Annotated in this window: 15 protein-coding genes; 5 read left to right on the top strand and 10 right to left on the bottom strand. The window is 50.0% G+C overall.

The genetic code is table 11. The features are described from left to right. Window positions 1–65: 65 nt before the first annotated feature. Window positions 66–842 carry a DUF2249 domain-containing protein gene (locus tag ACFMKP_RS08050; protein ID WP_382290734.1) on the bottom strand — a complete coding sequence of 259 codons (777 nt, stop codon included), beginning with the start codon at window positions 840–842 and terminating at the stop codon, window positions 66–68. A 162-nt stretch (window positions 843–1,004) separates the two neighbouring features. Here ACFMKP_RS08050 and ACFMKP_RS08045 point away from each other — a divergent pair, with 162 nt between their 5' ends. Beyond that, complete coding sequence (locus tag ACFMKP_RS08045; protein WP_382290732.1) at window positions 1,005–2,288, top strand: hypothetical protein; 1,284 nt, start codon at window positions 1,005–1,007, stop codon at window positions 2,286–2,288. 246 nt (window positions 2,289–2,534) lie between these two features. On the opposite strand, the gene ACFMKP_RS08040 is transcribed toward ACFMKP_RS08045, so the two are convergent. Then, window positions 2,535–3,110: a helix-turn-helix domain-containing protein gene (locus ACFMKP_RS08040; protein ID WP_054532611.1), complete on the bottom strand. Its 576-nt coding sequence runs from the start codon at window positions 3,108–3,110 to the stop codon at window positions 2,535–2,537. An 88-nt stretch (window positions 3,111–3,198) separates the two neighbouring features. After that, window positions 3,199–3,486, bottom strand: a complete 288-nt coding sequence (locus tag ACFMKP_RS08035) for a hypothetical protein (RefSeq protein WP_382290729.1) — start codon at window positions 3,484–3,486, stop codon at window positions 3,199–3,201. A gap of 419 nt (window positions 3,487–3,905) precedes the next feature. Here ACFMKP_RS08035 and ACFMKP_RS08030 point away from each other — a divergent pair, with 419 nt between their 5' ends. Together ACFMKP_RS08030 and ACFMKP_RS08025 are read left to right on the top strand one after the other, a co-directional pair. Continuing rightward, window positions 3,906–4,259, top strand: coding sequence for a PadR family transcriptional regulator (locus ACFMKP_RS08030; protein WP_382290727.1), 354 nt, complete (start codon window positions 3,906–3,908; stop codon window positions 4,257–4,259). A 1-nt stretch (window position 4,260) separates the two neighbouring features. Beyond that, on the top strand, window positions 4,261–5,268 hold the full coding sequence (locus ACFMKP_RS08025; RefSeq protein WP_382290725.1) for an HAAS signaling domain-containing protein: 1,008 nt from the start codon (window positions 4,261–4,263) through the stop codon (window positions 5,266–5,268). 56 nt (window positions 5,269–5,324) lie between these two features. Here the strand turns inward: ACFMKP_RS08025 and ACFMKP_RS08020 are convergent, their stop codons facing one another. Then, a complete protein-coding gene (locus ACFMKP_RS08020; RefSeq protein ID WP_382290722.1) occupies window positions 5,325–6,278 on the bottom strand; it encodes a glycosyltransferase 87 family protein in 954 nt (317 codons plus the stop codon). A 166-nt stretch (window positions 6,279–6,444) separates the two neighbouring features. Between ACFMKP_RS08020 and ACFMKP_RS08015 the strand changes: the two genes are divergently transcribed. Beyond that, complete coding sequence (locus ACFMKP_RS08015) at window positions 6,445–6,876, top strand: NUDIX hydrolase (protein ID WP_382290720.1); 432 nt, start codon at window positions 6,445–6,447, stop codon at window positions 6,874–6,876. 53 nt (window positions 6,877–6,929) lie between these two features. On the opposite strand, the gene ACFMKP_RS08010 is transcribed toward ACFMKP_RS08015, so the two are convergent. The 3 genes from ACFMKP_RS08010 to ACFMKP_RS08000 form a co-directional block, all read right to left on the bottom strand. Continuing rightward, entirely contained in the window at window positions 6,930–7,247 is a 318-nt protein-coding gene (locus ACFMKP_RS08010; protein ID WP_110515384.1) for a metal-sulfur cluster assembly factor, read from the bottom strand. Between the two features lie 38 nt (window positions 7,248–7,285). Next, entirely contained in the window at window positions 7,286–7,732 is a 447-nt protein-coding gene (locus tag ACFMKP_RS08005) for an iron-sulfur cluster assembly scaffold protein (protein ID WP_382290717.1), read from the bottom strand. 130 nt (window positions 7,733–7,862) lie between these two features. Further along, on the bottom strand, window positions 7,863–9,506 hold the full coding sequence (locus ACFMKP_RS08000) for an esterase/lipase family protein (protein WP_382290715.1): 1,644 nt from the start codon (window positions 9,504–9,506) through the stop codon (window positions 7,863–7,865). A 183-nt stretch (window positions 9,507–9,689) separates the two neighbouring features. On the opposite strand from ACFMKP_RS08000, the gene ACFMKP_RS07995 reads away from it, so the two are divergent. Further along, window positions 9,690–12,086 (top strand): ATP-binding protein, encoded by a 2,397-nt coding sequence (locus ACFMKP_RS07995; protein WP_382290712.1) that lies wholly within the window; start codon window positions 9,690–9,692, stop codon window positions 12,084–12,086. Between the two features lie 409 nt (window positions 12,087–12,495). Here the strand turns inward: ACFMKP_RS07995 and ACFMKP_RS07990 are convergent, their stop codons facing one another. From ACFMKP_RS07990 to ACFMKP_RS07980, 3 genes are all read right to left on the bottom strand, one after another. Next, window positions 12,496–12,924 (bottom strand): hypothetical protein, encoded by a 429-nt coding sequence (locus ACFMKP_RS07990; protein WP_382290710.1) that lies wholly within the window; start codon window positions 12,922–12,924, stop codon window positions 12,496–12,498. A gap of 409 nt (window positions 12,925–13,333) precedes the next feature. Next, window positions 13,334–14,389, bottom strand: a complete 1,056-nt coding sequence (locus tag ACFMKP_RS07985; RefSeq protein WP_382290707.1) for a hypothetical protein — start codon at window positions 14,387–14,389, stop codon at window positions 13,334–13,336. A 44-nt stretch (window positions 14,390–14,433) separates the two neighbouring features. Further along, window positions 14,434–14,946 (bottom strand): hypothetical protein, encoded by a 513-nt coding sequence (locus ACFMKP_RS07980; protein WP_382290705.1) that lies wholly within the window; start codon window positions 14,944–14,946, stop codon window positions 14,434–14,436.

The following is a 14,946-nucleotide window of genomic DNA, read 5'->3' as shown; positions in this document are numbered from 1 at the left end:
AAGCAGCATACTGGCTATTTCCCCACAACAATGTAATCAGCTAAATACCTGTGGTTAAAAACTCCTTACAATGCAGTAATTAATGTCAGATAGGCTTGCTGGATGTGGCCTAACGACTCAAACGCATAGCCTTCGTCGCTGAGCGTTTCGTGCAAAATCACCGGAATTCGGTCGGTCACACCAATTAAATAGCTCGCTGGCGGCAACCGTTTGAGCGTGGTTATGGTGCGGACCATGGGTTCTGGTGGCTTAAGGCCACGATTATCCAAAACGATACATGGCGTAGCCGGATTGAGTTGGTCGGATTGTTGGGCTTCGCTAATGGCAATGCGTCCGATAAATACCAACCAATCATCGTCTGTATGTTGATAGGCCCAGGCTTGATAGCCACGGCGAGCTAGCCACTGATACAGCGGGACTGGCTCGAAACTACTGCGCAACAGCAAGAGTTGATCGGCGGCGAGGGCAAGTGCTGCCGGAGTAATGAGCGCCAGTGGATTTTGGGCGGTTGCTTGGGCTTCACGCACATCAAGCAGATAATTGATTTGGTTCAATTGCAGCCATGTTGGAGGCGTGGTTGGATCGGGCTGCTGATCAAAATCTTCAGCAAGTGGCGTACCCACAGCTGGCTCAGGCTGGGCTTGATTGAGCGCTTGCAGCAAGCGCGCAGGCTCAATCTTGGCAATTTGGGCTGCCTGTTCAACCGTAACCATCCGCGCAAACACCCGCCGCAACAGCGGATTGCGCAGCCGTTGGAAGGCTGTATGTTGGGCCACAAACACCTCAAGCAAGTTGGGATAGCGCTTGAGAATATCGGCGACCGTCATCGTAGCAATAATCATGGATACCTCGCGGGCTGAATGCCTTGTCTGGCGAGTCTAGCTCCAGCAGGGTGGTTGAGGCAGCGACTTTTCTCACATGACGATGGTGTGAGAAAAGTCACGCCCTTAATTGACTCAATTTGCTACGCTCATGCAGAGGTTAATTGCTGAAACGAGGATGCTATGCATGTGCCCAGCCAAAACTATAATCATGCCCGCAACGTGTTGATTTTGCTGCTGATTGCCCAAGGCTTTCTGTTGGCTTGGGCTGGCCTACAAGCCAGCATTGCCCCGCAGCTGATTGGCTTTCCCTACAGCCCTAACATCTTAAGTTTGACCCACCTAATTACCCTGAGTTGGGCAAGCTTAATCTGTCTGGCGGCATTGTATCAGCTCTTACCAGTGCTGTTGCAACAACCCTTGGCGTGGCGCAGCATGGTCGATTGGAGCTTTGGCGGGTTTGTCATTGGCAGCGGACTCTTTAGTTGGGCCTTTAGTCAGGCGGCAACCCATTGGCTGATGAGCGGGGCTAGCTTGATGAGTGTTGGTTTGGTGGGTATTTTGGCAAGCTATGGCCGCACGTTATGGCAAGCACGCCAGTGGGATGTAACGACGATTGGCATTAGTTTAGCATTAACTACCTTAGCAATTCAACTCCTGATTGGCATGATGCTCGTAATTAATCGTTCGGTCTTGCTTTGGCCAAGTTTGGTTGCTTATGGCCCACTCGGCCATGCCACGCTAGGAGTGCTCGGTTGGTTTAGCACGCTAACCTTGGCCTTGAGCTATCGGTTATTGGCAATGTTCAGCTTAGCCCATGGCTATGTTTGCCGCTGGCGTTGGGTTGCGGTGATTGGCATGAACGTGGCGGCCTATGCAACCGCTATCGCCTTATGGCTGCAAGCTTCAAATATGATTATGTTAATTTGTGCCAGTTTAATCCTAATCAGTCTTGGGGCATGGTTGGCTGATGTGCGTTCGATTTTAGGCCATCGGATTCGCCGCCAAATCGAAGGCCCGATTAAATTGTTTATTGCTGCTGGCGTATGGCTGCTTTTCTGTAGCGGCTGGGCGTTTGGCGCAGGCTTAGATTGGTTGCCCGGCAGCGGAGCAAAGCAATTCCAAGTTTTGTTTATGGCTGGCATGCAAGGCTGGATTGGGCTAGCAATCATGACGATGTTGCACAAAATCATTCCATTTTTAATGTGGATTGATCGCGCCAATCGCCCAACCCAACCTGTGCCAACCACCGCCCGCGAATTGTTTTTGCCCCAATTAACGGCTGCCTCAATTGCAAGTTATGGCTTGGGCAGCGGCTTGGTGATTCTCGCTGTGATAGTTAGTAGTGTTTGGGGCTTGCGCTTGGGCAGTGGCTTGATTGCCGCCAGTGGCCTAGCGCTGTTGCTCAATTGCTGGCATGGGCTGCGTGCAGAGCATCAATCGAAGAACATAGAACATAGAGCATAGAACATATTTCCCTCACCCCCAGCCTCTCTCCCACGAAAACGCGGGCGAGGGGAGTCGACCTTTGTATCATCCAGTGCACCAGAACCACGGTGTTAAAGCCCCTCGCCTGCTGGGCGGGAGAGGGGTTGGGGTGAGGGTATGCTCTTCGTTCCAACCTAATGAACCATTACACTAATTCCCCAACACCCGATCCTTCGTGATCTTCGCGTTCTTCGCGGTTTCTAAGCTAGGGTCGGGGATCAAAAATTAAACATCATCTTCAGCATGAACGATATTGCAGAGTGGCAGCACCTCGCTGCGTTTGACCCGCCGCCGATGGCGGGGATTGGGCGCAAGCTCAGCACTGGCGGTATATTCGTGAAGTTTGCCGCTATGAATCAGCCGAATAACCCGTTGAGTCGCCACATTGCTACCAACCAACGCTGCATCAGGGTAGAGCAGCTGCGCCGCCTCGGTAATCGTAATTAAATCATCTGCATCGAGCCATGCCAACACTGCCCCACAGACCGCGCCAATTCCAGGCTGAGTCCAAAATTCTGCCGGGATAACTGGTTCGGCGCTCAACGGCGCTTGCCACAACAACCGACAAACATCATCGAGCACGCCCTTAATTTCAAAATAACGCGCCACACCGGCAGTTTCGCGCTCGATTTCGCCATTAGCAACCTGCACCAAAAGCGTCAGTTCTTGCTCCAACAAACTTGGAGCCATTGTTGAATTGGCGGAAGCGCCACCCCACCATAAATGCTCGGCCAGCCGTTGTTGCGCTTGCATCACCGTCGCCAAGGTTGTTTGAATAATCAGCGTAGCATCAAACTGCATACCCCATCCTTACGCAATCAATTTTCAATATACGTATATTACATCAATATACGTATATTATCAAGTAATAGCAGGATGTGGATTGCGGCTAGGGCTCTGCATAATAATCCTCGCTATACGGATCATCATACAAATAACCCAATTCAACCACCTCGTGGCGTTTGCGGCGGCGCGGTGGGCGCGGCGTAGCCAGCGGATCAGCGACTGGTTGGGCCGATCTTTTGCGTTTCGTTTGCGCTTGCTCGCGCACTTCGTCGCTAATATCGTGATAAAAGCTAAGATCATCGATTTCCCACGGCTCAGCAGCGAAAAGGATTTGCCAAACCCGCAGCAGAAAAGCATGAACATCATTCGGTCGGTCAAACTGGATTTGCATTGAATCCCATGCATAATAAAATTCATGCCTCATCTGTTCATCATAGATATTCAAGCAATAGCGCAGCGATTCTTTCATCCAATATTGGGAACGAACGTAATATGGATGTCGGGCTGGTTCGAAATATGGTTTTGCATAGGTTTCGATAAATCGCACCTGATTTGCCACGTCGTCCATGGGGAGCCATTCTGACAAATGCTCAATACCACTATTCCAAGTACTAAACCATAAGTTCTCATACACGAGTCGGCGATCAACCTTAATTGGCTTAAACCCCATAGCTCAAACTCCCACTAGATAACAATCCTTGCTCTATTCTACCCACGTTTTATTGCAATAGTTCACTATTCCAAAATACCAAAAATTTCTGTATATTTAACTCTTGACAATACTGTGTATAACACAGTATGATAAAAATCATGATAATACAAGCAACAGAACAAGAGGGATACGAAAAGTTATCCCAAGAATTACGGCGGGGAGTGGTTATTTTGGCGGCATTGAGCCAGCTGCAAACGCCCCAATATGGCTACTCGCTGATTGATCGCTTAGCTGAACGAGGCTTTAACATCGACCAAGGCACGCTGTATCCGCTTTTGCGCCGCTTAGAAAGCCAAGGCTTTTTGGATAGCATGTGGAATGTCGAAGGCTCTCGTCCACGCCGTTACTATGTGATTAACGAGGCAGGTCGCACAATTCTGGCCCAACTCAGCCACGATTGGCAAAGCTTGGCCGAAGTGATGCAACGCCTCTTAACTGATGAAGGAGTTTAAGGTGGATTTGATTGAACGATACCTTGGCGCGGTCAGCAATTATTTGCCAGCGAAACAGCGCAACGATATTTTGGCCGAATTACGCTCGTCGATTTACGATAGCCTTGAGCGCAACGACCAAGCGCTCGACGATCAGGCAGCCGTCGTTGCGGCCTTGCAAGCACTGGGCGAGCCAGCCAAGGTTGCTGCCGCCTATGGCAATAACCGCCAATATTTAATTAGCCCAGCGCTGTTTCCTCAGTTTCGCTCGGTCGTCTTGCTGGTGTTTAGCATTATGATCGCGACCCAGCTTGGGTTGGCGCTGCTTGGCTCGCTCGGCAATCAGCGGCTCAATATCATTAACACAATCTGGGGCGTGATTGGCAATCTGCCTGCAACTTTTGGGCTGATTGTGGCGATTTTCTGGGGCTTGCAACAACTCGAAGTTGAGGCTGAATTTGAACCGAAAAAGCCCTTTGACCCGCGCAAATTGCCAGCAATCACGCCAGCCAGCGAAAAAGTTGGCCGTGGCTCGCAATTATTTGGGATTGCAGCGCAGGTTATTTTGCTCGGCTGGCTGATGCAATTTCAGGCTGAAGGTGGCTTTCGTTGGTTCAGTGGCCAAGGCTTCTTTGAAAATCCAGTCATTAGCCAATACTTTACCTTGGTCGTGGTTGCCAGTATTGTCAATATTGTGGTCGATTTGGTGGTGTTATGGCGTGGAGTTTGGCAAACAAGCACCAGAATTGCCTCGCTCGCAGCCAGTGGCTTGAGCTTAATCGTGCTGTTTTTGCTAATTCAAGGCCATTCCGCATGGCTGGCAAATGCTGGTTATCCACGCTCGCTGATTCAGCTAAGCAAGCTTGGCGATATGATTCGCGAGAGTAATATGGCAATTGGCATGAGCGCCTTCTACTATGGCCTGACCTTCACGGCGTTGTTTGTGATTGTCGATGCTGGCTATACCGCCTACAAGTTGTATCAAGAACGCAGCCACGCACAACAAAACGAGGTTGTAGTCACCGCATAACCAAGCAAATCCAACAAGCAGCAGTTAATCGCGAGTGATTAACTGCTGCGCTGTGCTTAAGCCATTGTTTGATTAGCCAATTTGGCTCGTCGGCGCATCCACCAACTTTCATCCCAATTGGTATAGCAAATATGAATAATCATCACGAAGGGCAAAATCCAGGCAAACCGAATTGCAAAATCTGGTTCAACCGGGATAAACACAACCCATACATACGAAAGCACGATCGTCCACCATTTAGGATAAAACAAAATAAATACAATATAGCTATAAGTGCCAAAAACTGGCGAGGCTAGCGCCATCATCAGAATACTGAGCAGCATTCGGCGCTCACGATCTTCAAATAAGAACGGAATCCAGATAAAAGGCAAAGCAAAGCGCCATGTATCGCCTGCGGCCAAACGCCAAACATGCGGCGGCAACGCTTGAGTATTGCTCAGCCAGCGCAGCGGCCAATCGATGCCAAAGACCAAAAAACTCAACAGCAGCATAATCGCTGGCGGAATAACTATTTTCCAGAGCTGCGACCATTTTTGGCCAATAAGAAAGCCAACGATGACTAAAGCAGTAACCTGTGGCTTAATTGCCAAAAAGCAAATTCCCAGCCCTTGCAGCCATGGATTTTTTGATTTAAGCATCAGATAGAAGCCAATGCATAAAAAAATATCAACTTGGCCTAGCGAATATTGACCAAGCATTGGAAAGGCAATAATCACCAACGGAGTAACATCAAGCTTATAAATCAACCAAAACATACCCGCAAAAACCAGCAAGCTCCACAAAGGCATAGTCCATTGACTATCGGGCAAGATCATCAATGGAACAAAAAACCAACGCGCATAATAGGGATTAAATCCACATGTATCACAACCTTTGGCAAACGGTATATAATATTTACGCAGATCTTCACCAAACATCGTAATAAAGAACGATGCGATTACCAGCGTTCCTGCAATAAGAATCGCACTAATCCAAGCAATTCGTCTAAAATTGATTGATGGTTGGGTCATTAAGGCTTTCCTCGTATGCTGAAGCAGTGTGCATCATACCAAAAAATGCTGAGCTTGAAGTTTGATTATTATTCTCTCTAACAGACTATTTTTATATACAAAACATCAATCAAGTGCAAGCTATGGCATAATCAAACTTGATTAACTTTGTGATTGAGGAGCATTGATGTCGCGGATCTATCCTAGCCAACCGTTAATTGGGGTTTCGGTGATGGTTTGGCACGCCCAACGGGTGCTGTTGGTGAAGCGCTCCAAGGAGCCGCTGGCTGGACAATGGAGCGTGCCAGGTGGCGCAATCGAGCTTGGTGAAACTATCGAAGCGGCTGCACGGCGCGAAATTCGCGAAGAATGCAATGTTGAAATCAGCCAACCACGCTTTATTACCGCCGTCGATGTGATTCATCGCGACCAAAGCGAGCAGATTCAATATCATTATGTCTTGTTGGAAATGCAAGCAGAGTGGCTGAGTGGCGAACCGCAGGCTGGCGACGATGCGCTGGCGATTGGCTGGTTTGGGGTTGACGATTTAAGCGGCTTGGAGATTCACCCTGAAACCCGCTTATTGGTGGAAACAGTTGCCGCCCAACGCCTTGGTTAAACGCAAAACCCCGTCATGCTAGCCAGCACAACGGGGTTTTCGCTTACTGCAATTTAGAAATAGCCTAATTCATCTTTGGCATCTTGGCTCATCATTTCTGGGTTCCAGAAGGGAGTCCAAACCAAGTTGATATTCACATCGTTCAAGCTTGGGTGAATCACTTCGAGCGCCTTGACCTCTTTATGCGCTTGGTCGATAATTTGCGGGCCAGCTGGGCAAGCAGGCGTAGTCAGGGTCATATCGACAACAATTTGGCGGCCTTCATCACGAATATCCACGTTATAAATCAAGCCCAAATCGACGATATTCACCCCAATTTCGGGGTCAACCACGTTTTTGAGCGCTGAACGAACCATATCATCACTGAGCATTGGATTTCCTTCCTATAGCTCACACCACACAGGTGTGCTTAATTCGAGAATGTTTCGGGTGGGGTTTTGGCTGATGCGTCATTGCCAAGCTCCGCCCGAATTTGATCGTTGCGATATTTCTTGATCGCGGCTTTGAGCGTGCCGAGGGCCAAGGTTGCACAGCGCGGGCGCGATTGCACCACCTCGCGGCCTAGCTCATCGATCATCCAATTAAAATCCAAGCCTTCGACGGCGGCCAAGCTTTGGCCTTGCATTTGTTCAAGCAAAATCGAGGCGGCTGCTTGGCTGATGGTGCAGCCCTCGCCGACAAATGCCACATCTTGAATCGCATCGTTGGCTGAATCGACCTTGAGATAGATTGTCACGACATCGCCGCAACCAGGATTACCACCAGGCATGGTCACATCCGGATCGGCCAATTCGCCACGATGGCGCGGTTGTTCGTAGTGTTCAATTAAAAACTCGAAAGCTTCTTGGCGATCCACATTCGCCTCCATAACTGGTGCTAATATCTATTTGTATTGTACACGATTATGCCTAAAAATTGGCTAGCTAAACGGCCAAACACCACCCCCAAAGGATGGTGTTTGGCTAAAGCGTTAGTTTATTCGCGGTTTAGCGGCCAGCAGGCAAGCTATCGGCGGCATTCTTGGCAGCGCTATCAACAACCCCAATATTTAATGGAATTGAGCGCTCGAAGCTGCTACCATCGGCAGTTGTGCCCGTAACCGTTACGGCTACTTGATACAAGCCAAAGGCTTGTGGGCTGCTAAGATTCAGGGTTGCGCGATCAACGCCTTTGGCCGCGAGGCTGCGGTTGGTTGGCATTGCGCTGTGTAATTCAGTGCCTTGTGGCGTGCCGGTCAATTGGGCCTTGATGCTCAAGCTTTGGGCATCGGCAGCATTGAGCTTGAAACCCAATGTTTGGTTGGGTTGAGCCAACAAGTTGCCAGCGTCAAGCTGCACCTTCAGGCTGCTTTCAAGCGTAGCATTGAACAAATAGCCAGTATCTGCTTTGCCACCGCTGACCACCACCGACCATGTGCCGCTTGCAGGTGCAACAACTTCGGTGCTGTAGTGGTACGCGCCACGGAAGAATTCGCCATCAAGCACTGGTTTGTTGGCAGCATAGCGCTGGCCTTGGCTATCAACGAAGCTCACATCCAGATCAGCACTGTTGCTCACAAAATCAAAGCTCGCATTTTTAACCCCAGTTTCGAGCTTGAAGCGAATTCCGCTGCGGCTGGCGCTTTCGAGCATGCCACCGCGCAAAATGCTATTGGCTTCGATGCTGGTTGCTTGCTCGGCAACTGGGCTGGCGCTTGCATTTTCGACAGCTTTGCTGCGGAAGGTGCTGCGAACGCTTGGCTCGATTGAACTCCAAACCACGCTACCCAAGCGAATGTTATCGTGGTCGTAGTTGCGGGTGAAGAGGCGAGTCGTTTGACGAGGATGAATTGAGCTGCTAACCTGCACAACTCCATCATTATCGCCTGAAATGTAGGCTCCACCAAACCACATTGCCGAGAAGAACGGGCCATGGTTGGTGCCGCCAGCAGTGTGGAAGCGCACATTATTGTAGTTGGCGCTGCCATCGGTTTGGGCGCGGAAGTTGTTCATATACGAGGTTTGCATTGAATAGGTGCCATCATCGCGTTGGCCAAGCAACGAAGCCAGCCAACCAGCCCACCAACTGTTGGCCAAATCGGCCAGTTGCGAGCCACGATGCGGCGAGCTAAGGGTGACAATATTTTGTACCTTGCTGCTTGCGCCATAGTGAATCACTGCACTATTGGTATCGACACCACCTTTGCTATGGGCGATAATGTTAACCGAACTAACCCCATAATGACTTAAAATAACATCTAATTGACGATTGAGGGTTGCGCCGTTGGTCCAAATTGTTGATGAAGGGCCATCAACTTCGTCATCAATACTGACAAAGGCAGTCCGATAGCCAGCGGCATAGGCCTTATCATACATATCGTTCGTGCCGTGGTACATGGTTTCGCCCCACCAGTTGGGAGCCTTGCCGTGCAAACCATGGACAAAGACCAAAACTGGCTTGCTGCTGCTGTTGGCTGGCACAGCGCCAACCCAAACCCGACCTTTGCCCGCTCCATTAACCTCGGCAATAATCCGTGGCGCTGGGGCGGCCATCAACTGGTTAGTTTGAGCTTGAACTGCTTGCTGGGGAAGGCTAAATGTGGCCAACATGAGGGCGATCAGGGCCAAAATAATAACAATCCGACGTTTCACGAACGACTCCTTTGCATTGCTCATCGTCACTGACGAACGATCATCGAGAGAAGCGACTGACGGATATTTGTGAGAATCGACTAGCGGCTAGGTGGGAGAAATTGGTGGATAGCAGCATGATAACGCAGAATATCAAAATAGTCAAAAATTTATTAATAGCGCATTTTTGAGGAGAATTTGGCAATGACCCAGCATCTTTGGCAGGTTGAATGGCTTCAGCAACTGTTGCAACAACCACATACGGCACTCACTCAGCCAGCAATTCAACAGCTTGTAAGCGCCAAGGGCGGCCTGAATTCCTTTCTGCAAGCGCTTTGCCAACAAGCTTTACAGCCCGATCAACAGCGCTTGCTGCAATTGATTGTGGCCGAACCCCAACGAAGTATTGCCTATTACGCCGATAGTTTGGGCATTCATAGCACCACCTATCATCGCCATTTCAAAAAGTTATGTCAACAATTAACCACCCGCTTGAATGATGGGATTGCTGAGAGCCAACCAAGCGCCAGCTTCAGCCTGCCAATTCCGCCAACCAGCTGTTTGGGCCGCAATAGCGAACAGCAAACAGTTAATCGGCTGTTGGCCAAGGGTCAACGCTTGATCAGCATTCTGGGCTTTGGTGGTGTTGGCAAAACTCGCTTGGCGCTTGCGATCGCCGAAGTGCAGCAGGCCAACTATCGCGATGGCGTGTGTTTTTGTGGGCTAGCCAGCATTAGCCAACCACAATTGGTTTTAGCTACAATTGCCGAGGCTTTAGGCGTGGCGATTGGCCCGCAACAAACTGCCGCAAAAGCGCTCCAGCAGTTTTTGGCAAGCCGTCACTTGTTGCTGATTTTGGATAATGTTGAGCATGTGGTTGAAGGCGTGACCGCAATTGGCCAGTTGTTGCGCGCAGCGCCGCAAGTGCAAATTGTGGCCACCAGCCGCGTGCCGCTCAATTTGTATGGCGAATATATGCTGCAACTTCAGCCCTTGGCCGTACCAACCAAACCAATCGCAAGCGAAGATTTGGCTGAAACGCCAGCGATTGCGCTATTTCTAGAACGTGCCCAAAGCCATGCTGCCGCACTGCAACCAGATGCAGCAACGCTTGAAGCGATTCGCCAAATTTGCAGCCAACTTGAGGGCCTGCCCTTAGCGCTCGAATTAGCTGCTGCTCATACGCGCGTGCTCTCGCCGCAACGCTTGGCCCAACAATTAACCAACCATGTGCTTGGGCTAAAAACCAGCATCCGCGATTTGCCCGAACGCCAACGCAGCCTGCGCAACCTGATTAGCTGGAGCCTCGATCTGCTTGAGCCAAGCCAACAACAAGCGCTGCACGCCTTAGCAATTTGGCCCGCTGGCTGGACGATCAGCAGTGCCAGCTTTGCGCTTAATCTGGCAGAAACAGACCATGCACTGTATGAGATTTTGGGCAATTTGGTCGATCATCATTTGATTATGCAAGTGCCACAGACTGAGCGCTGGGTGTTGCACCCGTTTGTGCGCGATTATGTGCTTGAACAGTTAGCAAGCGCCCAGCAGCAACAGTTGGCGCAGCAGCATTTAGCTTGGGCCAGCCAACTCAGCGAGGCCTTTAATCAACATTTTGCCAGCGATCAGCAACATTGGCTCGATCTCTTTGAAGCTGAGCACGATAATTTACGTGCAGCCCTTGCCTGGGCCAGCAGCAATCAGTATCCAATTGCAGCATTAAATATTGCGGTCAATAGCTGGCGCTTTTGGTGGGCACGCAACTATTTCCACGAAGGCCAACAATGGCTTGATCAAGCGCTTTCCCAAGCCACCAGCCAAGCCCAAACGCTTGAGCCAACCCTGCATTCGCGGGCATTAAACGCCTGTGGCGCAATGGCCTGGAGTCGCGGCGATATTGCTGCGGCCCAAGCCAGCTTTAGCCAAAGCCTTGCGCTCTACGATGCCAACAATAACCCAATTGGCGCAGCCATGGTGCGCAACAACTTAGCACTCGTGGCAATCAAACAACAAGCCTATAGCCAAGCAGAAAACTTGTTTGAACAAAATGCCACCGTCTTTGGCAGCAATCCAGAGCAAGCTGCCAACTATGCAGCAACCTTGAGCAACTTATCGATGCTAGCTCGCTATCGGGGCGATTTGCAACGCGCCTATGATCTGGCCCAGCAAACCCTCAGACTGCGCCAACAGCTCAATAACCAGTGGGCGAGCGCAACTTCGCTGACGAATCTTGGCGCAATTAGCTTGCAACGCGGCGAATATCAGCAAGCCCAAGCCTATTATCAACAGAGCTTGCAGGCCTTACAACAGCTTGGCGAGCGCGAAAGTATTGCCGAATGTTTGGAGGGCATGGCAATTTTGGCAATTCAGGCTGGCAACTATCAGCTTGGCGCACACCGCTTAATTATGGTCGAGCAGCTGCGCGAATCGATTGGCGCACCGCGCTCCGAGCCAGAACAAGCCTTATTAGCTCCATGGATTGACCAGCTTGAACACCAATTGGATGCAAGTGCCTATCAACAACTCAAGCAGCAAACCAGCCTTGAGTTGCTCAAACCCATGATTGAACAAGCGCTCGACGAGGGGTCAGGGGTCAGGGATTAGGGGCCAAGGCAAAAGTCAGAAGGCAAAAGTCAAAAGGCAAAAGTCAGAAGGCAAAAGTCAGAAGGCAGAAGTCAAAAGAGAGGTCAGGGATGGGAGGCTATTGGCTATGGGCTATCGGGGAGCAGAAAACATAATCAAAATAATCTGTGCCAATCTGTGGCTAACATAGCTTCGCGATCTTCGCGTTCTTCGCGGTTTCGTCCTTCGTGCGCTTCGTGCCCTTCGTGGATCACATATTTAACGCAGCGGCGCAGAGGATGCGAGGCTATAGGCTATTGGCTATTGGGGAGCAGCAACAGAATCCCAATCATCTGTGCCAATCTGTGGCTAAAAAACTTAACCTTCGCGCTCTTCGCGGTTTCGTCCTTCGTGCGCTTCGTGGATCACCAGCAGCACAGAAAAGAAACGTTTATTTGCGGTTTCTTGACTTCATCCTTGCTGCAAACGATTGTAAATAATCATTCAACCGATAATCAAGCGTATAGCCACGCCGCATTGAGCCGTCGATAATTCGCATCGCAAATTCTTCTGGATCAAAGGGAATGACTAAGTATTCAGTATAAAATACCGAAGGGTCGATGTAAGAACTATACACTCTTTCTTTATGTCTACCGCGCTCAAAGAGCATATAGATATTCAAGCCTCGATGTTGTTCTGCTGGAAGTGTTATTGGCGCATGGCCCATATACCAAATTACAACTTGCACATGCTTCGGCTCTTCAATTGCTGGAACTACATCAAGCAGCACCAATTCAGCGCCTAAAAGCGAACAAACTTCTTGAATTGACGCGATTAATTGAGGATCACTCGACCCATACAAGCCAATATGTAAACTCATTGCTAGCTCCAAAGTCAAAAGTCAAAAGAGATGTCAGGGATGGGAGGCTATAGGCTATGGGCTATCGGGGAGCAGCAACAGAATCCCAATCATATGGGCCAATCTATGGCAAAACAGCCTTCGCGATCTTCGCGTTCTTCGCGGTTTCAACGGCTGAATTCTTAACGCAAAGGCGCAGAGGATGCGAGGCTATTGGCTGTTGGCTATCGGGGAGCAGGAATAAAATCAAAATAATCTGTGCCAATCTGTGGCTAAAAAACTTAACCTTCGCGCTCTTCGTGTTCTTCGCGGTTTCAACGGCTAAATTTTTAACGCAAAGGCGCAGAGTGGATAAGGCTATGGTCTAACAGAACATTTTGGATATCTCAAACATTCCGATAGCCCATAGCCTACAGCCCATAGCCTTCTTTTAGCGCGGTGCATCGGCCAAGACGAAAATATCCAAATCGCGGTCACTGTTGATCAGTTTGGTCAACAATGAGCCACCGCGCAGCTCATCCCAACGTGAGCGCACAGGCCGCCCAATAAAGATACCAGTGGCGTGTTGCTCGTGCGCCACTTGGAGCATCGCTGCCGCCACATCTTTCTCCTCGATAATTACCACCTCGTGGCACAGTTCATCGGCATAATCAAGGTGTTCGCGGGCCGCCAAACGATAGCCACTTGAGCCACCACCAGGCGGGCGAATATGCACCCCAATCAGCAATGCACCCATGCCATAGGCCAAATCGGCGGCCCGTTGCAACAAATACATGGCGCTTGGATTAAAGCCAATCCCCACCAACCAGCGCGGACGTTCGGCACTATCGCTCAATGGACGGCGAATTTCGAGCAAGGCATGGGTTGCAGCCCGCAGTTGATTCAACACATCAAGGCGCAACGAGGTGCTACGCGCTTGCTCAGCCTCTGGCGGAGCCAGCAAAAGCCCTTCATCCAGCTGGCGAATAATATCAATTGGCTCAGGATCGATCAGCACCAACTCGCTGGCTTGCTCCAAGGCCGTTTCAGGAATAATCGGCGTTGGCGTAATGTCAGTCAAACGGGTAAAAATAGGCGCAATCGTGGTCAAATTATAGGCATAGATTGTTGACCAAACGGCAACTCCGGCCATACGCAGTTGCTCGACCAGCTTCAACGGCTCGATTGGCTGATCTGGCAAGCCGTGTTGATGGGCTAAATTGCCAAGCACAATAATTTGGGGTGGATCACGCAGAATCGTTTCGAGATCAAGCGCTTCAATCCGTTGATTGTTCTGGCGCTCGTAGATTAAAGGTAAAGGCCGCAAACCACGGGCAAAATCGCATAAATAATCGCTTGAAGCATTAAAGGCAATCCCAACATCATAGCCTTGGGCTGCCAGCAGTTGGGCATCGGCCATCAACCGACGGGTGCAGCCAATGCCTGGTGCTAAGCTCAAATAAATGCGATGTTCGCCATAACGGTGTGAAGCGGATTCAGATCGCATGGAGACCTCATTGCATAGATTGAGCTTTAATTATACCTGTAACGTCAATCGCGTGCCAAAAGCATCTCTGGCAAAACTCGGACCACAATTGGCCGACCACGTAAATCGCGCTGAGCATAGAACAAGGCTCGCCCTGCTTCAAGTTGCTCAACATTCTTGGAAAGTTTGGGGTTAGCCAGCCCAAAGCCAATTAAAAAGGCCCCAAAAAAGATCGTAAAGGCTCCACCAAAAATATAGGCACAAGCATAGGCGATCACTGCCCAAATCAGCCATGCCAAGATAGGCAAGGGCTTGAGCGCTGGCAGCAGTTTAAAATCGCGGGCGGTTTCGGCCTTTAGCAAGCGTTCGCGCAATTTGCGCCAATGGATCTTAATTTGATAAAAATAAATTGCCACTGGAATCACAATACTGATGCCAAGCATGCCTGCCAAATCTGCAAGCTTAAAGCCAATTTGGCGAATTTCAAAGCCAAGAAATAGCACGCCTAAGCCAAGCAAGATGCCGCCAGCGATGCAGAGCCAACGCCCAACTTGGCGTAATTGTTCAGTTAAGCGCAT

This window comes from Herpetosiphon sp. NSE202, assembly GCF_042688385.1.
Taxonomy (GTDB): Bacteria; Chloroflexota; Chloroflexia; order Chloroflexales; family Herpetosiphonaceae; genus Herpetosiphon.
The sequence above is the reverse complement of the archived record's forward strand: the minus strand, read 5'-3'. Positions and strand labels throughout refer to the sequence as shown.